Annotated in this window: 22 protein-coding genes; 12 read left to right on the top strand and 10 right to left on the bottom strand. The window is 71.1% G+C overall.

Annotation, left to right across the window (positions count from 1 at the left end):
• Position 1: 1 nt before the first annotated feature.
• The 4 genes from ACIQI8_RS09840 to ACIQI8_RS09825 all read left to right on the top strand — a co-directional run bounded on the left by ACIQI8_RS09840 (position 2) and on the right by ACIQI8_RS09825 (position 4,537).
• A complete protein-coding gene (locus ACIQI8_RS09840) occupies positions 2-1,285 on the top strand; it encodes an amidohydrolase family protein (RefSeq protein WP_402346851.1) in 1,284 nt (427 codons plus the stop codon).
• Positions 1,282-2,529 (top strand): amidohydrolase family protein, encoded by a 1,248-nt coding sequence (locus ACIQI8_RS09835; RefSeq protein WP_402346849.1) that lies wholly within the window; start codon positions 1,282-1,284, stop codon positions 2,527-2,529. Before ACIQI8_RS09840 ends, ACIQI8_RS09835 begins: the two co-directional genes overlap by 4 nt.
• Positions 2,530-2,682: 153 nt before the next feature.
• A complete protein-coding gene (locus tag ACIQI8_RS09830; RefSeq protein ID WP_402350330.1) occupies positions 2,683-3,333 on the top strand; it encodes a VIT family protein in 651 nt (216 codons plus the stop codon).
• A gap of 157 nt (positions 3,334-3,490) precedes the next feature.
• A complete protein-coding gene (locus ACIQI8_RS09825; protein WP_402346847.1) occupies positions 3,491-4,537 on the top strand; it encodes a zinc-dependent alcohol dehydrogenase family protein in 1,047 nt (348 codons plus the stop codon).
• 64 nt (positions 4,538-4,601) lie between these two features.
• Here the strand turns inward: ACIQI8_RS09825 and ACIQI8_RS09820 are convergent, their stop codons facing one another.
• The 4 genes from ACIQI8_RS09820 to ACIQI8_RS09805 all read right to left on the bottom strand — a co-directional run bounded on the left by ACIQI8_RS09820 (position 4,602) and on the right by ACIQI8_RS09805 (position 10,397).
• Positions 4,602-5,612, bottom strand: coding sequence for a CopD family protein (locus ACIQI8_RS09820; protein WP_402346845.1), 1,011 nt, complete (start codon positions 5,610-5,612; stop codon positions 4,602-4,604).
• Between the two features lie 134 nt (positions 5,613-5,746).
• Positions 5,747-7,138: a CoA transferase gene (locus ACIQI8_RS09815; RefSeq protein ID WP_402346843.1), complete on the bottom strand. Its 1,392-nt coding sequence runs from the start codon at positions 7,136-7,138 to the stop codon at positions 5,747-5,749.
• Positions 7,139-7,180: 42 nt separating this feature from the next.
• On the bottom strand, positions 7,181-8,713 hold the full coding sequence (locus ACIQI8_RS09810; protein ID WP_402346841.1) for a S8 family peptidase: 1,533 nt from the start codon (positions 8,711-8,713) through the stop codon (positions 7,181-7,183).
• Positions 8,714-8,870: 157 nt separating this feature from the next.
• A complete protein-coding gene (locus tag ACIQI8_RS09805) occupies positions 8,871-10,397 on the bottom strand; it encodes a S8 family peptidase (RefSeq protein WP_402346839.1) in 1,527 nt (508 codons plus the stop codon).
• A gap of 327 nt (positions 10,398-10,724) precedes the next feature.
• Between ACIQI8_RS09805 and ACIQI8_RS09800 the strand changes: the two genes are divergently transcribed.
• From ACIQI8_RS09800 to moaA, 3 genes are all read left to right on the top strand, one after another.
• Entirely contained in the window at positions 10,725-11,081 is a 357-nt protein-coding gene (locus ACIQI8_RS09800) for a DUF485 domain-containing protein (RefSeq protein ID WP_124002427.1), read from the top strand.
• A complete protein-coding gene (locus tag ACIQI8_RS09795; protein WP_402346837.1) occupies positions 11,078-12,721 on the top strand; it encodes a cation acetate symporter in 1,644 nt (547 codons plus the stop codon). Before ACIQI8_RS09800 ends, ACIQI8_RS09795 begins: the two co-directional genes overlap by 4 nt.
• Before the next feature lie 182 nt (positions 12,722-12,903).
• Positions 12,904-13,893, top strand: coding sequence for a GTP 3',8-cyclase MoaA (gene moaA, locus ACIQI8_RS09790; RefSeq protein ID WP_402346835.1), 990 nt, complete (start codon positions 12,904-12,906; stop codon positions 13,891-13,893).
• Positions 13,894-13,926: 33 nt separating this feature from the next.
• Here moaA and ACIQI8_RS09785 read toward each other — a convergent pair whose 3' ends face one another.
• Together ACIQI8_RS09785 and ACIQI8_RS09780 are read right to left on the bottom strand one after the other, a co-directional pair.
• Positions 13,927-14,142: a hypothetical protein gene (locus ACIQI8_RS09785; protein ID WP_402346833.1), complete on the bottom strand. Its 216-nt coding sequence runs from the start codon at positions 14,140-14,142 to the stop codon at positions 13,927-13,929.
• A gap of 234 nt (positions 14,143-14,376) precedes the next feature.
• A complete protein-coding gene (locus tag ACIQI8_RS09780; protein ID WP_402350327.1) occupies positions 14,377-14,775 on the bottom strand; it encodes a DUF3099 domain-containing protein in 399 nt (132 codons plus the stop codon).
• A gap of 244 nt (positions 14,776-15,019) precedes the next feature.
• On the opposite strand from ACIQI8_RS09780, the gene ACIQI8_RS09775 reads away from it, so the two are divergent.
• Complete coding sequence (locus ACIQI8_RS09775) at positions 15,020-15,298, top strand: GlsB/YeaQ/YmgE family stress response membrane protein (RefSeq protein ID WP_402346831.1); 279 nt, start codon at positions 15,020-15,022, stop codon at positions 15,296-15,298.
• A 56-nt stretch (positions 15,299-15,354) separates the two neighbouring features.
• Here ACIQI8_RS09775 and tyrS read toward each other — a convergent pair whose 3' ends face one another.
• The 3 genes from tyrS to ACIQI8_RS09760 are packed head-to-tail and all read right to left on the bottom strand — an operon-like array spanning position 15,355 to position 19,594.
• Positions 15,355-16,623, bottom strand: coding sequence for a tyrosine--tRNA ligase (gene tyrS / locus ACIQI8_RS09770; protein ID WP_402346829.1), 1,269 nt, complete (start codon positions 16,621-16,623; stop codon positions 15,355-15,357).
• Between the two features lie 56 nt (positions 16,624-16,679).
• The gene (locus ACIQI8_RS09765; RefSeq protein WP_402346827.1) at positions 16,680-18,074 is read right to left on the bottom strand and encodes a metallopeptidase TldD-related protein; all 1,395 of its coding nucleotides are present in this window, start codon (positions 18,072-18,074) and stop codon (positions 16,680-16,682) included.
• Complete coding sequence (locus tag ACIQI8_RS09760) at positions 18,071-19,594, bottom strand: TldD/PmbA family protein (protein ID WP_402346825.1); 1,524 nt, start codon at positions 19,592-19,594, stop codon at positions 18,071-18,073. The genes ACIQI8_RS09765 and ACIQI8_RS09760 overlap by 4 nt, the downstream gene beginning before the upstream one ends.
• Before the next feature lie 282 nt (positions 19,595-19,876).
• Here ACIQI8_RS09760 and fabG point away from each other — a divergent pair, with 282 nt between their 5' ends.
• From fabG to ACIQI8_RS09745, 3 genes are all read left to right on the top strand, one after another.
• Positions 19,877-20,581 (top strand): 3-oxoacyl-[acyl-carrier-protein] reductase, encoded by a 705-nt coding sequence (fabG, locus tag ACIQI8_RS09755; protein WP_402346823.1) that lies wholly within the window; start codon positions 19,877-19,879, stop codon positions 20,579-20,581.
• 5 nt (positions 20,582-20,586) lie between these two features.
• Positions 20,587-21,354 carry an enoyl-ACP reductase FabI gene (gene fabI / locus ACIQI8_RS09750; RefSeq protein ID WP_124002436.1) on the top strand — a complete coding sequence of 256 codons (768 nt, stop codon included), beginning with the start codon at positions 20,587-20,589 and terminating at the stop codon, positions 21,352-21,354.
• 174 nt (positions 21,355-21,528) lie between these two features.
• Positions 21,529-21,870 (top strand): hypothetical protein, encoded by a 342-nt coding sequence (locus ACIQI8_RS09745; RefSeq protein WP_402346821.1) that lies wholly within the window; start codon positions 21,529-21,531, stop codon positions 21,868-21,870.
• On the opposite strand, the gene ACIQI8_RS09740 is transcribed toward ACIQI8_RS09745, so the two are convergent.
• Positions 21,851-22,540: a FadR/GntR family transcriptional regulator gene (locus ACIQI8_RS09740; protein ID WP_402346819.1), complete on the bottom strand. Its 690-nt coding sequence runs from the start codon at positions 22,538-22,540 to the stop codon at positions 21,851-21,853. The two genes, ACIQI8_RS09745 and ACIQI8_RS09740, sit on opposite strands and share 20 nt — an antisense overlap.
• A 181-nt stretch (positions 22,541-22,721) precedes the next feature.
• On the opposite strand from ACIQI8_RS09740, the gene ACIQI8_RS09735 reads away from it, so the two are divergent.
• Positions 22,722-24,062 carry a CynX/NimT family MFS transporter gene (locus ACIQI8_RS09735; protein ID WP_402346817.1) on the top strand — a complete coding sequence of 447 codons (1,341 nt, stop codon included), beginning with the start codon at positions 22,722-22,724 and terminating at the stop codon, positions 24,060-24,062.
• Positions 24,063-24,075: the final 13 nt, after the last annotated feature.

Below are 24,075 nucleotides of genomic sequence, written 5' to 3'. Positions count from 1 at the left end.
TGTGACCGACCAGGACCCGTACCTGATCATCTCCTCCGACTGCCACGCCGGACTGCCCACCGAGGAGTACCGGCCCTATCTGGACGCCCGCTTCCACCGGGACTTCGACGACTTCCTCGCCGGGCGCGAGCGGCGCCGGGAGGAGATGACCCGGCTCGGCATCCGCAACGAGGCCTTCGCCACGAAGTGGTTCCAGGACAACGAGGAGGGCCTGCGCGGGGGTTGGGACAGCGCGCAGCGGCTCAAGGAGCTGGACGGCGACGGGGTGGCCGCCGAGGTCGTCTTCCCGGACGCCGACGCCGTGGACAGCCGGACGGCCGCACCCTTCGGGGTCGGACTCGGTCTCTCCGGGGACCAGGACCCGGAGTTGGGGATGGCGGGCGCGCAGGCACACAACCGCTGGCTCGCCGACTTCGTGTCCGAGAACCCCGAACGGCACTGCGGGGTCGCCCTGTTACCGGTGACGGCCCCCACGGAGAAGGTCGTCGCGGAGATCCACCGGGCCAAGGAGTCCGGCCTCGGCGCCCTGATGATCCCGTCCATGTGGGTCGACAAGGAGCCCTACCACGACCGCCGTTACGACCCGGTGTGGGCGGCCGCCGCCGAGTGCGCGATGCCGGTCCTGACGCACTCCGGGGCGGCCCCGCGCCACGAGTACGGCGACCACCTCGGGATCTATGTCTCCGAGGTCACGTGGTGGCCCGCGAGGCCGCTGTGGTTCCTGCTCTGGTCGGGCGTCTTCGAACGCCACCCGGGCCTCAGGTTCGGGGTGGCGGAGTCGGGTTGCTGGTGGCTGCCCAACCTCCTCTGGTTCATGGACCGCCTCTACCTGGGCGCGCACGGCGGCAAGAAGCTGTCACCCTTCGGGGAGCTGAAACGGCCGCCGCACCAATACCTCGACCGCCAGGTCTTCATCTGCGCCACCAACACCAAGCGCCGCGAACTGGCCCAGCGGTACGAGATCGGCGTCGACAACATCCTCTGGGGCAGCGACTTCCCGCACCCCGAGGGCACCTGGCCGGACACGCGCGCGTGGCTGACACGCACCTTCCACGACATCCCCGTCGACGAGACCCGCCGCATGCTGGGCCTGGCGGCGGCCGACGTCTTCGGCTTCGACGTGGGCGAGTTGACCCCGCTGGCCCACCGCATCGGCCCCACCCCGGCCGACCTCGGCCAGCCCGCCGACCAGAGGGCCGTGACAGCCTCCTGGGCGCGCTCGCGCGAGGTGGGCCGGCACTGGCTGACCGACCACGACTTCCCCGTCCTGGGGGTGACGCCGTGAGTTCCACGGGCTCCGCGAACGAGGAGCGGTACACGGTCATCTCGGCGGACTGCCACGCGGGCGCCGATCTCCTCGACTACAAGCCCTACTTGGAGCAGCGCTTCCACGACGAGTTCGACGCGTGGGCGGCCGGCTACGTCAACCCGTACGAGGACCTGCTCGCCGACACGGCCGACCGGAACTGGAACTCCGCTCGCCGGATCGCGGAGTTGGAGGAGGACGGCATCGTCGCCGAGGTCGTCTTCCCGAACACCATCCCGCCGTTCTTCCCGTCCGGCTCCCTGATGGCGCCCGCCCCGACCGCCGAGGACCTCGAACGGCGCTGGGCCGGACTGCGCGCCCACAACCGCTGGCTGGCCGACTTCTGCGCGGCGGCACCGGGCCGCAGGGCGGGCGTCTTCCAGATCCTCCTCAACGACCCCGAGGAGGCGGTGCGCGAGATCCGGTGGGCCGTGACGGCGGGCCTCACGGGCGGCCTGCTGCTGCCCGGCACCCCACCGGGCTCCGGCCTGCCCGAGCTGTACTCCTCGGCGTACGACCCGATCTGGGCCGTCTGCGCCGAACTCGGCGTCCCCGTGAACCACCACGCGGGTTCGGCCTCCCCGCCGCTGGGCGAGGAACCGGCGGCCCGGGCGGTCTTCATGGTGGAGACGACGTGGTTCTCGCACCGCGCGCTGTGGCACCTGGTCTTCGGCGGCGCCTTCCGCCGCCACCCCGACCTCAGGCTGGTCCTCACCGAGCAGGGCTCCGGCTGGATCCCGGGGGTCCTCGACATGCTGGACTACTACCACGGGCGGCTGGTCAGGGCCGCGACGAAGGCGGCCACCGCGGAGTCCAAGTTCGGTGCGGGACTCGCCGCCCGCATGGGCAAGCCCCCCTCCGAGGTGTGGCACGACAACTGCTTCGTCGGCGCCAGCTTCATGCGCCCCCACGAAGTGCCGCTACGGGACCGCATCGGCGTCGAGAAGATCATGTGGGGCAGCGACTACCCGCACGACGAGGGCACCTACCCGTACTCCCGCGAAGGCCTGCGCTACGCCTACGCACGCGTGCCCCGCGAGGAGGTCGCGGCGATGCTGGGCGGCAACGCGGCCCGCGTGTACGGCTTCGACCTCGACCAACTGGACGCGATCGCGGCGAAGGTGGGACCGACGGTCGAGGAGCTCGCGCAGCCGCTCGCCGAGCCCCCGGCGGACGCGACGAGCCCGGTGTTCGCCAAGGGGGCGTCGGTGCGGGTGTGGTGACGCGTACGGCGTGATCCGGGGTGGCATCCTCCCCGTGTGACGGAACCGAGGAACGGCGCGAAGGCCGAAGAGCCCGACGACGCGAACGCGGACGCGCGGGACGAGGCGCACGAGGAAGCACACGGCGGGGCGCTCGGCTCGCGGCTCAACTGGCTGCGGGCCGCGGTCCTCGGCGCCAACGACGGCATCGTGTCCACCGCGGGTCTCGTCGTCGGCGTGGCCGGCGCGACCGACGACCGCTCCACGCTGCTCACGGCGGGCCTCGCGGGCCTGCTCGCCGGGTCGATGTCGATGGCCGCGGGCGAGTACGTCTCCGTCTCCACCCAGCGCGACTCGGAGAAGGCCGCCCTGGACTACGAGAAACGCGAGCTGCGCGAGCAGCCGGAGGCCGAGCTGGAGGAGCTGACGGAACTGCTGCAGGGGCGTGGTCTGACCCGAGAGGTGGCCCGCGAGGCCGCCGTCCAGCTCACGGAACGCGACGCCCTCAACGCCCACGCACGCGTGGAGCTCGGCATCGACCCCGACGCACTGACCAACCCGTGGCACGCGGCGTGGGCGAGCTTTCTGGCGTTCACGGTGGGGGCGTTGCTGCCGCTGCTCGCGATCGTGCTGCCACCGACCGGCCTGCGGCTCCTCGTCACCGTGGTGTCGGTCCTGGCCGCCCTCGTCCTCACCGGCTGGAGCAGCGCGCGCACGGGCGGCGCCGAGCCCGGCCGGGCCGTGCTGCGCAACGTCCTGGGCGGAGCATTGGCGATGGGGGTCACCTACGCGGTCGGGACGCTGCTGGGGGCGGCGGGAGTGTGACCGCCGGCGCGTGACCACGGGCGCCTTATCCCGAGGGGAAACCGCTGGTCGGCGACCCTCGATGCGCGGCGCGCCACCCGGTCGGCGTACCGTGAAGTGCGCCCGACCACCCCCCCGGGCGCACGCACCGCACATCCGCACGAGAGGGACCCTCGCCATGCGCGCCACCACCATCCACGCCCCGTTCGACATGCGCGTGGAGGACGTGCCCGAGCCGATCGTGCAGCTGCCCACGGACGCCGTGGTGCGGGTGCTGCGCGCCTGCATCTGCGGCAGCGACCTGTGGGCCTACCGCGGCGAGTCGGCCCGGCAGCCGGGGCAGCGGATCGGGCACGAGTTCCTCGGCGTGGTCGAGGCGACCGGCTCCGAGGTGGGCACCGTCCGGGTCGGCGACCTCGTCGTCGCGCCCTTCATGTGGTCCGACGGCGTCTGCGACTACTGCCGCGAGGGCCTGACCACCTCCTGCGAGCACGGCGGCTTCTGGGGCGCGGTCGGCTACGACGGCGGCCAGGGCGAGGCCGTGCGCGTGCCCTTCGCCGACGGCACCCTCGTCCAGCTGCCCAAGGAGGCCGCCTCCGACGACCACCTGCTGTCCGCCCTGCTGACCCTCTCCGACGTCCTGGGCACCGGCCACCACGCGGCGCTCGGCGCGGGCGTCCGCCCGGGAGCCACGGTCGCCGTCGTCGGCGACGGAGCCGTCGGCCTGTGCGCGGTGCTCGCCGCCAAGCGGCTCGGCGCGGAGCGGATCATCGCGCTCGGCCGGCACGAGGTCCGCACCGACATCGCACGCCGCTTCGGCGCCACCGACGTCGTCGCGGAGCGCGGTGAGGCGGCCGTCGAGGCGGTACGTCAACTCACGCGCGGACAGGGCGCGCACGCGGTCGTCGAGGCCGTCGGCACGGAGCAGTCCATGCGGACGGCCGTCGGCATCACGCGGGACGGCGGCGCGATCGGCTACGTCGGCGTGCCGCACGGCAGCGGCACCGGTCTCGACCTCGGCGTCATGTTCGACCGGAACATCGCGCTGCGCGGCGGTGTCGCGCCGGTCCGCGCGTACATCCCCGAGCTGCTGCCCGACGTCCTGGACGGCACGGTCGACGCCTCGCCCGTCTTCGACCTGACGGTCGGGATCGAGGGCGTTCCCGACGGCTACAAGGCGATGGACGAGCGGACGGCGCTGAAGGTGCTCGTCGTCAACAACTGACGGTGCATGCTGTCAACAGTTGATCGGTCCCGTCGACTTGATCGGCCCGGTCAACCCATCAACGTCACAACCATCGAATCGGCAACGGCAGCGCCGTGAGCAGCCCCGACAGCGCGACCACCACCCCCAGGGCGACGACCTCCGCCCGCGCGGGCGAACACGCGGTCAGTGGATCGGTGGCGCGGCGCAGCCGGTAGCGCGCCCAGAGGGCGAGCACGGCGACGGCGGCCACGAGGATCACCTTGGCGAGCAGGGTGCGCCCGTAGGCCGTCGTCGTCAGCTGGTCCAGGATCGTGTGCGAGGGCATGCGGCGCAGCGAACTCCACACCCCGGTCGCGGTGATGGCGGCGAGCAGCACGGCCGCCACGCGCGCGTAAAGCCCCAGCAGGGCCGCACCCGGCGCACCGGGTCCCCATCGCCGCAGCGTCCGCAGCGCGTGCAGCAGGCCGCCCACCCACAGCGTCGCGCACGTGAGATGCACCAGCGTCAGCCCCGACCCGAGCAGGGGATCGTGCTCGGTCGTGGGATGGGCGCGCAGGGCCTCCGCCACGACCACGGCGGCCAAGGGCCACACCTGGGTCAGCGGACGGAGCGAACGGGCGAACAGGGCCGCCAGCAGGAAGGCGTTGACCTCGACCAGGGCGAGCTTGCCGTCGCGTGAGTCGTAGAGGCCGCCGAGGTCGATCTCGGCGAGGCTGTGCGGCACCAGGTTGCCGGTGGCGACGACCGAGGCCAGGCCCAGCGCGGCGACGAAACCGGCGCCGGCCGCGTACGGCGCCCAGCTGCGGGGCGCGTCGGCGGGGGCGCCGGGCAGCCGCCGGGCAAGCCGGTTCACGAACACCTCGCCCACCTGCACGCACAGCGCGGCGAACAGCACCGCCCGCAGCAGCCCGATGCCTCCGGCGCCGGGCGCGGCGGCCTCGCCGGTGCCGTGCAGCGCGGTCGACGGGCCGAGCAGCGGTACGAGCGCGGCGAGCGTCACGAGGACGAGGACGGCGACGGCCCGGCCGACACCAGGACGCCGTACCGGTCCGCTCGCGTCGGCCACCTCGGACGTAGGTCGTATCAAGGTCACCTCACGATCTTCACCAGCCGTCGCAGAACCGGGCAACTGCAGTAAAACAACTGGCGGTACGGTATTCGCCCGATGGGTACGTTTTCGGTCGCCCCGGGCTCATGACCGCCGGTCGCCCAAGGGCCGCCCCCGCCTCAGACCCACCGCGCCGGATCAGTCCCCCAGGGCGCCGGAGGCCGGGCCCAGTCGGTCGGCCCGCCCGCGAAGGACACCGGCGACCGCGCGTACCGCAGCCGCCCGAGCGCGCTGTCGCTCTCGGCGAGCCAGGGCCCCGGATCGTCGTACGCGAGGCCATCCTCCGTGCGGACGTCCACGGCACCCCCTGCGTCACCCGCCCCGACGCCGTGCACGAGCCACTCGGCCGTTCGCGCGAGCGACAGCCGTACGCACCGACTGCCGCCCTCGTACGACTGCTCGGTCAGCGCCCGCAGCACGGCCGCCGCCAGCAGATAGCCCGTCCCGTGGTCCAGCGCCTGCGCGGGCAGCGCGCCCGGCCGCTCCGGCGAACCCTCCAGCGCGGCGATCCCGGTGGCCACCTGCACCAGGCTGTCGAAGCCCCGCCGCCCCCGCCACGGCCCGTACGCGCCCCACGCCGACAACTGCGCCACGACCACCCCGGGCCGCCGTTCCGCGAGCGCCTCGGGCGAAAGACCGAACCGGTCGAGGGCGCCCGGCCGGTACCCGGTGACCACCACGTCCGCCGCCGCGAGCAGTTCCTCGAAGGTGCGCCGGTCGGCGGCCAGGTCCAGCTTCGTCGACCGCTTCCCGAAGCCCGTGTCGGTGTGCTGGTCGGGGAGTTCGGGCAGCCGCGGGGCGTCCACGCGCAGCACGTCGGCGCCGAGCAGGGCGAGCGTGCGGGTGGCCACGGGGCCTGCGATGACCCGGGTGAGGTCGAGGACGCGTAGTCCCGCTGCGGGGAGCGGGGGAGTGCCCGTGATCGGGGCGAGCACGCGTGCGTGGGCGGCGTCGAGCCGCTCGCGCTCGACCAAGGGACGTGCGGCAACTGCGACCGCCTGCTCGTGCGCGGCCCACTCCCTCGCCGTGCGCAGGGCGACGGCCAGGCCGCCCGCCGCGTACACGGCCTCCTCGACCTCCGCCGAGGACCGTTCGGCGAGCGCCGCCGCCACGGCGTCGACGTCCGCCGGCACGCCCAGCGCGGTCAGCAGGTGAGCCCGGTGGTGCGGATAGTTCGCGTGTGTGCGCACCCAACCGTCCGAGGTCCGCCAGAAGCGGGACAGCGGTGCGAAGGTCTGCGGTGCGCGGCCGTCGACGAGCAGATGCCGTTCGCTGACGAACGCCGTCGCGACGGCCCCGTCGTCCACCCGCACGCGTGGCATGTCAGTCGTTCCGGACCGCCGCGCCGCCAGCTCGGCCGCGGCCAGCGCGCATGCTCCGACACAGGCCCGCGCCAACTCCCGTACGGGAAGGCGCCCATGGAGAGCGCCCTCCCGCACGACGGTCGACACCCGCGGGAGCAGGGCGGGATCACCGCCCAGCGCGGACCATGCGAACGTCAATCCAGTCATGACTGCACTATGCAGTATTGACTGAATCAATATGGATAGGTGCTACCTCGTCACCGCGTCCAGTGCGTCAACAGTGCCCCAGCCGTAGAAGCCGTTGCGGTTCTTCGACCCCTCGCACACCGCGTCGACCTTGCCGTCGCCGTTGATGTCGTACGGGTCCGTGCACGCCGTGGCGTCGGCCTCGGCGTACAGGAGGGCCTTGACCAGGGCGGCGGAGGCGTGCGGATGGGTTGACTTGATCAATGCGGCCACCGCGGCGACATGCGGCGACGCCATCGACGTACCGGACATGTAGCCCCACCTGCCGCCGGGCAGCGTGCCCAGGATCGAGCCGCTGGTGGCCGGCGGGGCCGGGGGCTGGTAGGCGGTCGAGTCGCCGCCGGGCGCGGCGACGTCGATGACACCGAGGCCGTAGTTGGAGAAGGACGACTTGAGGCCCTTCGCGCCCGTGGCCGCGACCGTCACGACACCCGGTAGCTGGGTCGGTATGTCGAAGCACTCGGACGGGTCGATCACCCGGTCCGATGGCGTGCCGTCGTTCGGGGAGACCGGGTCGGTGATCTGGTCGGCGGCGAGGTCGTAGTGTTCGTTGCCGGCCGCCGCGACGTTGACCGTGCCCTTCTTCTCCGCGTACCGCGAGGCCCGGGTGATGGCGTCGACGAGCGCCTTCTGGTCCGGGTCGTCGGTGCAGTTGAAGTACCACGGGTCGGTGTAATAGCTGTTGTTCGTGACGTCGACGCCGTGCTCGGCCGCCCATACGAAGCCGCAGACCACGGCCTCCGTGTAGAAGTAGCCGGCGGTGGTGGCCACCTTGATGCCGGCGACCTTCACGCCGGGCGCGACGCCCGTCATGCCGACGCCGTTCTTCGCGGCGGCGATCTCGCCCGCCACGTGCGTGCCGTGCGGGCTCTCCGCGGCGGTCGGCCGCCACGCGCCGTCGGCCGTGTCGGGCTTGCCCGTCACGCAGTTGACCGACGCCTGGCGGTCGAAGTTCGGCGCGATGTCCGGGTGGGTGTCGTCGACGCCCGTGTCGATCACGGCGACGGTGACCTTCTTGCTGCCCAGCGACTTCTCGTGCGCCTTGTCCGCCTTGATGGCCGGCAGGTCCCACTGCAGGGGCTCCAGCGGGTCCTGCCCGTCGACGGCCTGGACACTCGCCAGCTCGTCGGCGGTGAGCGCCTTCGGCGTGCCCTCGTCGTTCGTCGACTGGGCGGGCAGCGGCGCGTTGCGGGTGTTGCCGGCCGACTCGACCCCGCGCACCTCGCGGATGGTCTTCGCGAAATCGGCGTTCGAGGAGTGGACGACGATCACGCCGATCCGGTCGTACGACGTCACGATCGTGCCGCCGGCCGCGGCGATCGCCTTCTTCAGGTGAGCCGAAGGGCCGTGTCCGGGACGGATGTTGACGACGTAGCTGAGCGCGGTCGCGTCGGCCGGGACGGTGGCCGACGGGGTGTCCGAGGCGGCCGGCGCGGCGGTGGCGGTGACGTTCGGCAGGAACGCGAGGCCCGTCGCCATGGCCATCCCGAGCGGGATCGCGAGGGCGCGACGGAAGCGCGGGTGAGGCGCTGTCATGTGTCAGGTTCTCCAGTTCGTTCGCGGTTCGCGCGGACTGTGCGGGAAGCCGGGAGGCACGGTGTCCTGTCCTCCGGGCGGGCGGGCCGCGATCACGAGGACCACTTCACCGTGATCGCGGCACCGCCACTACTCGACCGTCAGTGCTCGACCGTCACTACTTGACCGCACGCAGCGCGTTGACGATGCCGAAGCCGTAGAACCCGTTGACGCGCTTGCCGCCGACGCACTTGGCGTCCACGATGCCGTCGCCGTCCCCGTCGTAGGGCTCGGTCGGGCAGCCCGGGTTGTTCGCCTGCGCCTTGAGGAGCGCCTGCAGCTGGGCCGGGGAGGCGTGCGGGTGGGTCGACTTCAGGAGCGCGGCGACGGCGGCCACGTGCGGCGAGGCCATCGAGGTGCCCTGCAGGAAGCCGTACTGGTTGTTCGGCAGGGTGGAGAGGATGCGTCCGTTGGCCGACGGCGTGTCCGGGATCTGGTACTTGTCGCCGCCCGGCGCCGCGACGTCGACCACGCCGTTGCCGTAGCTGGAGTAGTACGACTTGGTGCCCTTGACGCCCGTCGCGCTGACCGTGACGACACCCGGCAGCTGGGTCGGCACGTCGAAGCACTCGTGCGGATCGACCGTACGGGTGACGGGGGTCGAGTCGTCGGGGCTGGAGTCGTCGACCAGGGCGTCCGAGTCGAGGTCGTCGTTGGAGTTGCCCGCCGAGGCGACGTTGAGCGTGCCCTTGTGCTGTGCGTACAGCTGGGCCCTGTTGACCGAATCAACGATGGCACGCTGATCGGGGTCGTCCATGCAGTTGTACAGCCATGGATCAACGTAGTAGCTGTTGTTCGTGACCTCGACGCCGTGGTCGGCGGCGAACACGAAGGCGCACACGACGCTCTCCGGGAAGAACAGCGAGTTCGCGTCCGGCTGGGCCACGGTGATGCTCGCGACCTTCACGCCGGGCGCGACGCCCGCGACACCGATGCCGTTGCGGGCAGCGGCGATCTCGCCGGCCACGTGCGTGCCGTGGTAGTGGTCGGCGTCCACCGGCCGCCAGGCGCCGTAGGTGGTGTCCGGCTTGCCGCTGACACAGTTCGCCGACTGCGAGGCGGAGAAGTTCGGCGCGATGTCGGGGTGGGTGTCGTCCACGCCGGTGTCGATGACGGCGACCGTCACCTTCTTGCTGCCCGGGTCGATCTTCGCGGCCTTGTCGGCGCCGATCGCCTTCAGGTCCCACTGGTCGGCCTCGAGCGGCTCCTCCCCGGCCGCCGAACCCTTCGCGGCCTTCGCCGCCTGGGCCTTCGAGAGGTACTGCACCGCACCCTCGTCGGTGGTGCCCGCCGCGGTCACCGGCGAGGTGCGCGAGGCGCCCGCCGACTGCACTCCGCGCACCTTGCGTATCAGGGTGGCGAAGTCGGGGTTGGCGGAGTGGGCGACGATCACACCGATCTTGTCGTACGACACGACGACGCTGCCGCCGGCCTTGGCGATCGCCTTCTCGACCGACTTGATGGTGTGACGGTCCGTCCTGGTGTTGACGAGATACGCGAAGCTGTCCGCACTGGCCGCCTGGGCCGTGGGCTCCGCGTAGGGGGCGGCCTGCGCAGCCGCCGGCAGGAAGCCGAGCGAGGCGGTCAGCGACAGCGCGACCGGCACGGCGAGGGCGAGCCGGCGTCTGGAACGCAGATGAGCCATGGGGTCTCCACATCATCCGGATAAGAATCCGCCCGGGACACAGGTGGTGCTCGGGCAGGTACATGACGGGTGGTGCAGACCTGAAGCTATCGCCCGAAGTCGCTGGCCAGCAATGACCTACTGAAGCCGACTTCGGAAAGACGGCACGGGAGTTGAACCGGCCCTCGCGTGGCGCCGTGACCTTGGGCAGGAAGCCCGAGCACGATCGAGCCTCCCGACCACTCGATGAGGAACAGAGCCGTCATGTCCGCCGTACCCGACCCGTCCCCACCCCCCGAGCAGCACCCGTCAACCGTCGCAACAGCACCCGCAACGCGAGGAGACTCCGTGGCCACCGAGACACCGCCCCCCTCGAAGACCCCAGCCCAACTCCCCTCCACCGAGGAGTTCGTCGCGGTGCAGGAGAGTGCGGAGTTCGGCGAACTGCGCCGCTCCTACCGCGGCTTCGCCTTTCCGCTGACCGTCGCCTTCATCGCCTGGTACCTGCTGTTCGTCCTGCTGTCCAACTACGCGGGCGACTTCATGGGCACCAAGCTGTTCGGCAACATCAATGTCGCGCTCGTGCTGGGCCTGGCCCAGTTCCTGACCACGTTCCTCATCGCCTGGTGGTACGCGCGTACCGCCGCCGCCAAGTTCGACCCCAAGGCCGAGGCGATCAAGTCCCGGATGGAGGGCGGCGAATGAGCCCCGCGATCAACTCCGCGATCAACCCCACGGTCACGCTCGCGGCAGGTGAGGCCAGCGAGCACCGGACGCTGATCATCATCCTGTTCTCGATCTTCGTCGTGGCGACCCTCGTCATCACCGTATGGGCGGGCCGCCAGACCAAGGACGCCGCCGACTTCTACGCCGGCGGGCGGCAGTTCACCGGCTTCCAGAACGGCCTCGCCGTCTCCGGCGACTACATGTCCGCCGCGTCCTTCCTCGGCATCGCGGGCGCCATCGCCCTCTTCGGCTACGACGGCTTCCTGTACTCCATCGGCTTCCTGGTCGCCTGGCTGGTCGCCCTGCTCCTGGTCGCCGAACCGCTGCGCAACTCCGGCCGCTACACCATGGGTGACGTTCTCGCGTACCGCATGCGCCAGCGCCCGGTCCGCACGGCGGCCGGCACCTCCACCATCGTCGTGTCGATCTTCTACCTGCTGGCCCAGATGGCGGGCGCGGGCGTCCTGGTCTCCCTGCTGCTCGGCATCACCAGCGACGGCGGCAAGATCGGCATCGTCGCCCTGGTCGGCGTCCTGATGATCGTCTACGTGACCATCGGCGGCATGAAGGGCACCACCTGGGTCCAGATGGTCAAGGCCGTGCTGCTCATCGCGGGCGCGCTGCTGCTGACCTTCCTGGTGCTGCTGAAGTTCGACTTCAACGTCTCCGACCTGCTCGGCACCGCCGCCAGCAACAGCGGCAAGGGCTCAGCCTTCCTGGAGCCCGGCCTCAAGTACGGCGCCACCGGCACCACCAAGCTGGACTTCATCTCCCTCGGCATCGCCCTGGTCCTCGGCACCGCGGGCCTGCCGCACATCCTGATCCGCTTCTACACGGTGCCCACCGCCAAGGCCGCCCGTAAGTCGGTCATCTGGGCCATCGGCCTGATCGGCGCCTTCTACCTGATGACCCTCGCGCTCGGCTTCGGCGCGGCGGCACTGATCAAGCCGGACGAGATCATCGCGTCGAACAAGGCGGGCAACACGGCCGCGCCCCTGCTGGCCCTGCATCTGGGCGGCGTCGACTCCAACTGGGGCGCCATCCTCCTGGCCACCATCTCGGCCGTCGCCTTCGCCACGATCCTCGCGGTTGTCGCGGGTCTGACCCTGGCGTCGTCCTCGTCCTTCGCGCACGACATCTACGCCAACGTCATCAAGAGGGGCACGGCCACCGAGAAGCAGGAGATGTCCGCGGCTCGCTACGCCACGGTCGGCATCGGCGCCGTCTCCATCCTCCTGGGCGCCCTCGCGCGCGACCTGAACGTCGCGGGACTGGTCGCCCTCGCCTTCGCGGTCGCCGCCTCCGCCAACCTGCCCACGATCCTCTACAGCCTCTTCTGGAAGCGGTTCACCACCTCCGGAGCGCTCTGGTCGATCTACGGCGGCCTGGTCACCGCGGTCGGCCTGGTGCTGTTCTCACCGGTCGTCTCGGGCAAGCCCACGTCGATGTTCCCCGACGTCGACTTCCACTGGTTCCCGCTGGAGAACCCCGGAATCATCTCGATCCCGGTCGGCTTCCTGCTGGGCATCCTCGGCACCTACCTGTCCAAGGAGGAGCCGGACACGGGCAAGTACGCGGAGCTGGAGGTCAGGTCGCTGACCGGCACCGGAGCCCACTGACGACTCCGGCACCGACCCCCGCAAGACCCCCGCACCGCCCCCTGGAACGCGGCCGCGTCGTAGGTCCCTACGACGCGGCCGCGTCGTACCTCGTCGGATCGGGACCTGTCGATGTCAGTGCGGTCGCGTAGGCTCGCAGGTGACGGAAAACGATTCATCGACAAGTGAGGGAGGGGGCCCACGTGCTCATCGACACCTACGGCCGGGTGGCCACCGACCTGAGAGTCTCCCTGACCGACCGGTGCAATCTCCGGTGCACGTACTGCATGCCCGAGGAAGGCCTGCAGTGGCTGGGCAAGCCGGATCTGCTGACGGACGACGAGATCGTCCGCCTGATCGACATCGCCGTCACCTCCCTGGGCATCACCGAGGTGCGCTTCACCGGCGGGGAGCCCCTGCTGCGCCCGGGCGTGGTCGGCATCGTGGAGCGGGTCGCCGCCCTGGCCCCGCGGCCCCGGATGTCCATCACCACCAACGGCATCGGTCTCAAGCGCACGGCGGCGGCCCTGAAGGCGGCCGGCCTGGACCGGGTCAACGTCTCCCTGGACACCCTGCGCCCCGACGTCTTCAAGACCCTCACCCGCCGGGACCGCCACAAGGACGTCATCGAGGGCCTCGCGGCCGCCTCGGCCGCCGGTCTGGTCCCGGTCAAGGTCAACGCGGTCCTGATGCCGGGCCTGAACGAGGACGAGGCCCCGGACCTGCTCGCCTGGGCCGTCGAGCACGACTACGAGCTGCGGTTCATCGAGCAGATGCCCCTGGACGCCCAGCACGGCTGGAAGCGCGAGGGCATGGTCACCGCCGGCGACATCCTGGCCTCGCTGCGCACCCGCTTCGACCTCACCCCCGAGCAGGCCGACGAGCGCGGCTCGGCGCCCGCCGAGCGCTGGCTGGTCGACGGCGGCCCGCATCGCGTCGGTGTCATCGCCTCCGTCACCCGCCCGTTCTGCGCGGCCTGCGACCGCACCCGGCTCACCGCCGACGGTCAGATACGGACGTGTCTGTTCGCCCGCGAGGAGACCGATCTGCGCGCCGCCCTGCGCGCGGACGCCCCGGACGAGGAGATCGCCCGCATCTGGCGCCTGGCGATGTGGGGAAAGAAGGCCGGTTCCGGTCTGGACGATCCCACCTTCCTGCAGCCCGAGCGCCCGATGTCCGCCATCGGCGGCTGAGTCGGGGTGGCGACGGTGACGGGCGAGAACCGCTCAGGCCTGCTGGGCTTCCCACTCCGCCAGCGGCACGACGTCCTTCAGGAAGCCCCGCACCCCGAGGAACTGCGACAGGTGCTCCCGGTGCCCCTCGCACGCCACCCACGTCTTGCGCCGGTCCGGCGTGTGGACCTTGGGGTTGTTCCACACGAGCACCCACACGGCGTCGTCGCGGCATCCCTTGGCGGAGCAGATGGGGGTCTCGTCACTCACAGGTTCGTCTCGCAAAGGGGCTGAACAAGGCGCTGCGGCCGGCAAACAAGGCGACGCCGAGCAGCCACGGGGGGAGCTGCCCGGCGTCGGTCTGTCGCTCCGACGGGGGATGCGGAGCGCCTACGAAGTATGTCACGGGTAACCCGCCGCCCGGCACTGGAACAACATGATTGATCTGAGCTTTTCTTGAGCTTGGCGCGGAGCGGAATTCCGCTTAGGGGCCGCTCACCGAGGTCATGACCGGTCGTGCGGTTCGCTTCGTGCGCCCGGCGCGGACTCGGTCGCGACATCTTCCGGGACGGGTTCCGCGAAACCGTCATTCGTCCGCGGCGAGGCAATCATCGGACGCATCGGCACGGTCACGAACGTCGTCGGAAGCGAGGTCGCGTTCTCCCGTCCGGCGTTCGCGATCACCACCGCGACATAGGGCAGCGCGACGCCGAGCACCAACGCGACGATCGCGACGTGCCGTTCGACGTTCCACAGCGTGGCCGCGAGGATCACCGCCACCGTGCGGATGGACATCGAAATGACGTAACGCCGTTGCCGGCCGCGTACGTCCTCTTCGAGGCCGGTCCGAGCTCCGGTGATCCGGAACACCTGACCGTTGCCACCGGCGTGCTGCTTCCGCATCCCATCCCACCATCCGCCCGCATCGGACACTCCCCGGCCCCCGTCCGGTACACCCCGCTCGGGAGGCGGCACCCGGACTCGTTCCACGGTACGCCCCGCCTGCGTCGGCTACGAGAGCGGGGCACCTCCGGCCTGGGCGACCGGGCTCAGCCGGAGCACGTACGGGCGTACCCGACGTGCGCCGTACGGCGCACGGGCCGACACTCGACGTAATGCTCACGTTGAGCCGTACTAGGAGGCAGCCATGGGCTGGTTGTGGGCGATCATCGTCGGATTCGTGCTCGGTCTGATCGCCAAGGCGATCCTCCCGGGCAAACAGCACAGTCCGCTCTGGCTGACCACCATTTTCGGCATGCTGGGCGCGATCGCGGGCAATGCCATCGCCCGCGCGGCGGGCGTCGACGAGACGTCGGGCATCGACTGGAGCCGCCACGCCTTCCAGCTCGTCGCCGCGATCATCATCGTGGCCGTGGGAGACATGCTGTACATGGCGACGCTGGGGAAGCGTAGGCAGCGGGCGTAAGCGACAGCGCCCCGACAGGGGCGCGGGGCTGTGTGAACCCCACGCCCCTACGGCGCTTACGACCCGGTCACCTCAACGGCGGCCAGGTTCTTCTTGCCCCGCCGCAGCACCAGCCAGCGCCCGTGCAGCAGGTCCTCCGGCGTCGGGACGGTGTCCTCGGACGCGACCTTCGCGTTGTTCACGTAGGCGCCGCCCTCCTTCACCGTCCGCCGCGCCGCGGACTTGCTGGCGACCAGACCGACCTCGGCGAGCAGGTCCACGACCGGCACCAGCTCGGCGACCTGGATGTGCGGCACCTCGGAGAGCGACGCGGCCAGCGTCTTCTCGTCCAGCTCCGCCAGCTCGCCCTGGCCGAACAGCGCCTTGGACGCGGCGGTCACGGCGGCCGTCTGGTCCGCCCCGTGCACCAAGGTCGTCAGCTCCTCGGCCAGCGCCCGCTGCGCGGCCCGCGCCTGCGGCCGCTCCTCGGTCTGCCGCTCCAACTCCTCGATCTCCGCACGGGACTTGAAGGAGAAGATGCGCAGGAACTTGGAGACGTCCCGGTCGTCCGCGTTCAGCCAGAACTGGTAGAAGGCGTACGGCGTGGTCATCTCGGCGTCGAGCCAGATCGTGCCGGACTCCGTCTTGCCGAACTTGGTGCCGTCCGCCTTCGTGATCAGCGGTGTGCCCAGCGCGTGCACCGCGGCCTCGGGCTCGACCCGGTGGATCAGGTCCGTGCCCGAGGTGAGGTTGCCCCACTGGTCGCTGCCACCGGTCTGCAGCGTGCAGCCGTACCGCCGGTACAGCTCCAGGAAGTCCATGCCCTGCAGGATCTGGTAGCTGAACTCGGTGTAGCTGATGCCCTCCTGGGACTCCAGGCGCCGGGAGACGGCCTCCTTCGCGATCATCTTGTTCACGCGGAAGTGCTTGCCGACGTCCCGCAGGAACTCGATGGCCGACAGGCCCTGGGTCCAGTCCAGGTTGTTGACCATGACCGCCGCGTGCGGCCCCTCGAAGTCCAGCAGCGGGGCGATCTGCGCGCGCAGCCGCTCGACCCACTGGGCGACGACCTCCGGCGCGTTCAGCGTGCGCTCCGCGTTCGGCTTCGGGTCGCCGATCAGGCCGGTGGCGCCCCCGACCAGGCCCAGCGGGCGGTTGCCCGCCTGCTGGATCCGGCGCATCGTCAGGATCTGCACCAGGTTGCCGAGGTGCAGGCTGGGCGCGGTCGGGTCGAAACCGCAATAGAACGTGACGGGACCGTCCGCGAACGCCTTGCGCAATGCGTCCTCGTCAGTGGAGAGGGCGATCAGCCCACGCCACTGCAGTTCGTCGACGATGTCCGTCACGGTTCTCGTATCTCCTTGGATGATCTTCGAGCGGTCGAGCGACCACGGCTACGAGGTTATACGCCCTGACTGACAGAGCTCATATTGAAGTCGGGCACCCGCAGCGCGGGCATCGCAGCCCTAGTGAACCAGTCGCTCCACTCCCTCGGCAGCGTCTTTTCCGTGCGCCCGGCCTCGGTGGCCCGGCCCAGCAGACCGACCGGCGACTCGTTGAAGCGGAAGTTGTTGACCTCGCCGCTCACCTCGCCGTTCTCCACCAGGTAGACGCCGTCCCGGGTCAGACCGGTGAGCAGCAGCGTCGCCGGGTCGACCTCGCGGATGTACCAGAGGCAGGTCAGCAGCAGCCCGCGCTCGGTGTTCGCGACCATCTCCTCCAGCGAGGTGTCGTCGCCGCCGTCGAGGATGAGGTTGTCGATCGTGGGAGCCACCGCGAGCCCGGTCCGGGCCGCGGTGTTGCGGCTGGTCGTCAGCCGGGCCAGTTCCCCCTCGCGCACCCAGTCGGTGGCCGTGAGCGGCAGACCGTTGTCGAAGACCGACTGGTCGCCGTCGGAGGAGTGCGCGATCACGAACGGCGCCGACTCCAGGCCCGGTTCGTTCGGGTCGCTGCGCAGGGTCAGCGGCAGCTCGGTGAGCCGCTCGCCCACGCGCGTGCCGCCGCCCGGCTGGGAGAACACCGTGCGCCCCTCGACCGCGTCCCGGCCAGACGCCGACCACATCTGGTAGATCAGCAGGTCCGCGACCGCGGTCGGCGGCAGCAGCGTCTCGTACCGCCCGGCGGGCAGCTCGATCCGCCGCTCGGCCCAGCCGAGGCGTACGGCGAGTTCGGCGTCCAGCGCGGCCGGGTCGACGTCCTTGAAGTCGCGTGTGGAGCGGCCCGCCCACGCCGAGCGCGTACGGTCGGGCGACTTGGCGTTGAGCTCCAGCGTCCCGTTGGGCTGGTCGTGCCGCAGACGCAGCCCCGTCGACGTACCGACGTAGCTCGACACCAGCTCGTGGTTGGCGAAGCCGTAGAGCTCACGTCCGCCCGCACGCGCGCGTGCGAAGGCCTCGCCGAGGGCCGGCGCGAAGTCGGCGAACACGGCGGAGGTGGTCTCGGCGGGCGCGTCCGTGAAGTCGGGCGCCCGCGTCACACCGGTGACCAGCGGCTGCGCGTCCTCGGCGGGACCCGCGCCGCGCGCGGCGGCCTCGGCGGCCCGCACCAGGGGCTCCAGCTCGTCCGGGGTGACGGCCGAGCGGGAGACGACACCGGAGGCGGTGCCCTCCTTGCCGTCGACGGTCGCGACGACGGTGAGCGTGCGCCCGCGCGTGACGCCGTTCGTGGTGAGCGCGTTCCCGGCCCAGCGCAGGTTGGCGGTCGAGTGCTCGTCGGCGATCACCACGCACCCGTCGGCCGTGGACAGCTCCAGGGCCCGCTCGACGATCTCGTGCGGCTTGCTCGTACGCGCGCTCATCGACCGGCCTCCTGCGTGGTGTTGAGGATGTTGACGCCCTTGAAGAGCGCGGCGGGGCAGCCGTGCGAGACGGCGGCGACCTGGCCCGGCTGGGCTTTGCCGCAGTTGAAGGCGCCCCCGAGGACGTACGTCTGCGGACCGCCCACCGCGGCCATCGAGCCCCAGAAGTCGGTGGTCGTCGCCTGGTAGGCGACGTCCCGCAGCTGACCGGTGATCCGCCCGTTCTCGATCCGGAAGAACCGCTGGCCGGTGAACTGGAAGTTGTAGCGCTGCATGTCGATCGACCAGGACCGGTCCCCGACGACGTAGATCCCGCGGTCGACCCCACCGATCAGGTCCTCGGTCCCCATCCCCGCCGGGTCCGGCTGCAGCGACACGTTGGCCATGCGCTGCACGGGCACGTGCCCGGGGGAGTCGGCGTACGCGCAGCCGTTGGAGCGTTCGAAGCCGGTCAACTTGGCGATCCTGCGGTCCAGTTGGTAGCCGACGAGGGTGCCGTCCTTCACCAGGTCCCAGGACTGGCCCGCCACGCCCTCGTCGTCGTAGCCGATGGTCGCCAGGCCGTGCTCGGCGGTGCGGTCACCGGTGACGTTCATCAGCTCGGAGCCGTAGCGCAGCTTGCCCAGCTGGTCGAAGGTGGCGAAGGAGGTGCCGGCGTACGCGGCCTCGTAGCCGAGCGCGCGGTCCAGCTCGGTGGCATGGCCGATCGACTCGTGGATGGTCAGCCACAGGTTGGAGGGGTCGACGACGAGGTCGTACAGGCCCGGCTCGACGCTCGGCGCGCGCATCTTCTCGGCGAGCAGTTCCGGGATCCGCTCCAGTTCGGAGTCCCAGTCCCAGCCGGTGCCCGTCAGGTACTCCCAGCCCCGCCCGACCGGCGGCGCGATCGTGCGCATCGAGTCGAACTCGCCGCTCGACTCGTCGACCGACACCGCGTTCAGCTGCGGGTGCAGCCGCACGCGCTGCTGCGTGGTCACGGTCCCCGCGGTGTCGGCGTAGAACTTGTTCTCGTGCACGGTGAGCAGGGAGGCGTCGACGTGATTGACCCCGTTCGCCGCCAGCAGCCGCGCGCTCCAGTCGCCAAGGAGCGCCGACTTCTCCTCGTCGGGCACGGAGAAGGGATCGATCTCGTACGACGAGATCCAGGTCCGCTCGGCGTGCACGGGCTCGTCGGCCAGTTCCACCCGCTCGTCCGAGCCCGCGGCCTTGATCACCTGGGCGGACAGCTTCGCCATCGCGATCGCCTGCGAGGCGACCTTGGCGGCCGCGTCCATGGTCAGGTCCACGCCCGACGCGAAGCCCCAGGTGCCGCCGTGCACGACCCGGACCGCGTACCCGAGATCGGTGGTGTCCGACGATCCGGCGGGCTTGGCGTCCCGGAACCGCCAGGACGCGCTGCGCACCCGCTCGAACCGGAAGTCCGCGTGCTCCGCCCCCAGCGCACGCGCGCGTGCCAGCGCGGCGTCGGCGAGGGCAGGTAGCGGCAGTGCTGTGAAGGCTTCGTCGATGGTATGAGGCACCGAGGTCTCTCCTTGTTGCTCGGTTGACCGGTTGCCCGGCTGACGTGACGCGTGGTCGAAGCGGCGGCTGCTCCGATCATGTCGCGCGGCCGGGCCCGCGGACCACAGGTTTCGGTCCGGTGCGGGGAACTTTCTGTAGGGACCCGACAGGGAGTCCCCTAAGCCACTGTCGGTGCCCGATTGTCCGCGCACCGGACGCGACCGATAGGTTTCAGAGGAAGCCGCCTGTCATCCAGGTGTTCGGGCGGGGGATACCAGGACCGCTATCGAAAGGGTGATCCGTTGAGCCGCTCGGTTCTCGTCACCGGAGGCAACCGGGGCATCGGCCTCGCCATCGCCCGCGCGTTCGCCGACGCCGGCGACAAGGTCGCCATCACCTACCGCTCGGGAGAGCCGCCGGCCGGCTTCCTGGCCGTGAAGTGCGACATCACCGACACCGAGCAGGTGGAGCAGGCCTACAAGGAGATCGAGGCCGAGCACGGCCCGGTCGAGGTCCTGATCGCCAACGCCGGCGTCACCAAGGACCAGCTCCTGATGCGCATGTCCGAGGACGACTTCACCTCGGTCATCGACACCAACCTCACCGGCACCTTCCGGGTCGTCAAGCGCGCCAACCGCGCGATGCTGCGCGCCAAGAAGGGCCGCGTCATCCTGATCTCGTCGGTCGTCGGCCTGATGGGCGGACCCGGGCAGGCCAACTACGCCGCCTCCAAAGCCGCCCTCGTCGGCTTCGCGCGCTCCCTCGCCCGTGAGCTGGGCTCGCGCAACATCACCTTCAACGTCGTCGCGCCCGGCTTCGTGGACACCGACATGACCAAGGTGCTCACCGACGAGCAGCGCGAGAACATCGTCAAGCAGGTGCCGCTCGGCCGCTACGCGCAGCCCGAGGAGGTCGCCGCGACGGTGCGGTTCCTCGCCTCGGACGACGCCTCGTACATCACTGGAGCCGTCATCCCCGTTGACGGCGGACTGGGAATGGGTCACTGAACACCATGAGCGGAATTCTCGAGGGCAAGCGCGTCCTGATCAGCGGTGTGCTGCTGGAGTCCTCCATCGCCTTCCACGCCGCCAAGCAGGCCCAGGAGCAGGGCGCGGAGATCATCCTCACCGCGTTCCCGCGGCCCACGCTGACCGAGCGCATCGCCAAGAAGCTCCCCAAGCCCACCAAGGTCATCGAGCTCGACGTCACCAACGACGAGCACCTCGCGCGTCTCGCCGACGTCGTCGGCGAGGAGCTGGGCGGCCTGGACGGCGTCGTGCACTCCATCGGGTTCGCGCCGCCGGACGCGCTGGGCGGCAACTTCCTCAACACGCCCTTCGAGTCGGTCGCCACGGCCATGCACGTCTCGGCATTCTCCCTGAAGTCGCTGACCATGGCCTGCCTGCCGCTGATGCAGAACGGCGGCTCGGTCGTCGGCCTCACCTTCGACGCGTCCTTCGCCTGGCCGCAGTACGACTGGATGGGCCCGGCCAAGGCCGCCCTGGAGGCCACCAGCCGCTACCTCGCCCGCGACCTGGGCAAGCAGAACATCCGCTGCAACCTCGTCTCCGCGGGCCCGCTCGGCTCGATGGCCGCGAAGTCCATCCCGGGCTTCAGCGAGCTGGCCTCCGTGTGGGACAACCGCTCCCCCCTGGAGTGGGACCTGAACGACCCGGAGCCGGCCGGCAAGGCCATCGTCGCCCTCCTGAGCGACTGGTTCCCGAAGACCACCGGCGAGATCGTCCACGTGGACGGCGGCCTGCACGCCATCGGCGCCTGACGCCGCCGCTGAGGCTCGACCTCTTGAAGAGGGCCCGCATCCCCTGGACGCGGGCCCTCTTCGCGTCACCCGTTCGGCCCCGCTGGCCGGGCGGGGGCGGGCCACAACTGCGCACCCTGGAATACGGGTTCACCACGCCATTCCCTCCAGAGCTCGGCCGAGGAGGTCTGCCTTGTGCGTCTGTCCCGAAGCCTGGCCTCAGCGACCGTCGCCGTCGCGCTCGTGCTGTCCCTGCCGTACGAGGCGGTGCCCCACGCGCGCGGGCACAAGCCCGCTCCGGCACAGCCGTTCGGCGCCGAGTGCCGCACCAAGGTGACCGGCTCCCATGTGACCGCGTACTGCCACAACCCCTATCCGGGGACCGACCGCGTCCGCCTGCACGTCGAGTGCGACCGGTGGTGGGACCTCGACACCGACGGCGCGCCCGTCGACACCGGCCCGGCGATGACCGTACGGCTCACCGGGCGGTGCTGGAAGGACGTCGGTTCGGCCTGGGTCAGCCACCAGAAGCGGTGAAGCGCCCCGGGCGGCACAGGAACGGATAGCTCGCCGCCTCCGTGCCGGCCGCCTCGGCGTCCCCCGCGCGGATCGCGTCGACCAGGCGCGCGTGATCCATGTACGTCTCGGGCGTCAGCTCCTGGCCGACGTCCTCGCGCAGCCAGTCCCGCAGCACCTCGCCGAGGTCCGCGTACATCGCCGTCATCACGTCGTTGTGGGACGCGGCCACCACGGCCAGGTGGAAGGTCGCGTCGGCGGTCACGAAGGCCTCGGTGTCACCGGACTCCCAGACCTCCTCGCGCCGCACCAGCAGCGCGTCGAGCTGCTTGAGGTCCTTCTCGGTGCGCCGCCCGGCGGCCAGCTTCGCGGCGGACGACTCGAGCGCGGCGCGCAGTTCGGCGATGTGCTGCGGATCGGCGCCGGCGAAGCGCCGCTGCATCACGCCGGCCAGCTCGCTGGTCGCCAGCACGTAGGTGCCGGAGCCCTGGCGGATGTCCAGCAGGCCGTTGTGCGCGAGCGCGCGGACGGCCTCGCGGACCGTGTTGCGGGCGACACCGAGCTGCTCGACCAGCTCCGGTTCCGTCGGGATGCGCGAGCCGACCGCCCACTCGCCCGAAGTGATCTGGTTCCGCAGCGCGGCGATGACCTGCTCGGACAGCGCGGAGCGACGGGGATGGCTCAGGGGCATGGCACACCTTCGCACGGGAAGGGCGGGAACGACGAGCAGGACGGGCGGGCCGAGCGGGACGCCGGCGACAGGCAGGACGGGCGGGCCGAGCGGGACGCCGGCGACAGGCAGGACGGGCGGGAGCGACCGGCGCGACCCGGGGATGGACAACCAATCATCCCATGATTCTATGATGGGCCACATGGCAAGCGAGGAGACCCGGACACTGAAGTCCACGACGAACATCGGCGACCCGACCGCGAGCGCCTCCCCGGAGCCGCCCGCAGGAGCCGCCGCGCGCGCGTGGACGATGCGGCTGGTCGTCGTCGGCATCGTGCTGTCGGCCCTGAACCTCCGCCCCGCCATCACCAGCCTCGGCGCCCTCCTCGAAGACGTCCGCGACGGCCTCGGCATGAGCGGCAGCGTCGCCGGACTGCTCACCTCCGTGCCCCCGCTGTGCTTCGCCGTCTTCGGCGTCATGGCCCCGCGCCTGGCCCGCCGCTTCGGCCCGAGCGCCGTCGTCTGCGCGGGCATGGTGGCCATCACCACGGGCCTGCTCATCCGGCCCTACATCGGCGGTACGCCAGGCTTCCTGGCCGGCAGCGCTCTCGCCCTCATGGGCATCGCGGTCAGCAACGTCCTCATGCCGGTGATCGTCAAGCGCTGGTTCCCGGACCGGGTCGGCTCCATGACCGGCCTCTACTCGATGGGCCTCGCCCTGGGCACCGCCGCCGCGGCCGCCGTCACCGTGCCCATGGCCCAGGCGCTGGGCGACAGTTGGCGCTCCGGCCTGGCCGCATGGGCGTTCCTGGCCGCCGCGGCGATAGTGCCGTGGATCGCGCTCGTACGACACCGGGAAGCGCCCGACGGCCAGGAGGCATCCGCGCCGGGGGCATCCGCGCCGGGGGCACCCGCGCCGGAGGCACGCGCGCGGGAGACCGAGCCGAAGCCCGAACTGCGGATCACCCGCAGCCGTACCGCCTGGGCACTCGCCGTCTTCTTCGGGCTCCAGGCCACCGCCGCCTACATCACGATGGGCTGGATGGCGCAGATCTTCCGGGACGCGGGCGTGAGCGCCGGCACCGCGGGGCTGCTGCTCGCCGTGACGATGGTGATGGGCGTCCCGCTGGCCTTCGTCATCCCCCGACTGGCCACCCGACTCCCGCACCAGGGACCGATCGTGATCGCGCTCGGTCTGTGCGGCCTCGCCGGTTACGCCGGCCTGTACCTCGCGCCGGCCGCCGGTGCCTGGGCCTGGGCGCTGCTGCTCGGCATCGCCAACTGCGCATTCCCGCTGGCCCTGACGATGGTCGGCATGCGGTCCAGGACGGGCGCGGGCGTCGCCCAGCTGTCGGCCTTCGCGCAGAGCATCGGCTACCTGATCTCCATCCCGGGACCGCTCCTGGTGGGCGTGCTCTACGAGAGCAGCGGCGGCTGGGGCCTGCCCATCGCCCTCATGGCCGGGCTGATGATCCCGCAGATGGTGGTCGGCGTGCTGGCGGGACGCGACCGCACGGTGGAGGACGAAGCGGTGGCGCGCTGACCCCCACCCACCC

The sequence above is a fragment of the Streptomyces sp. NPDC092369 genome, assembly GCF_044755245.1.
In the GTDB taxonomy this organism is placed as follows: domain Bacteria; phylum Actinomycetota; class Actinomycetes; order Streptomycetales; family Streptomycetaceae; genus Streptomyces.
The sequence above is the reverse complement of the archived record's forward strand: the minus strand, read 5'-3'. Positions and strand labels throughout refer to the sequence as shown.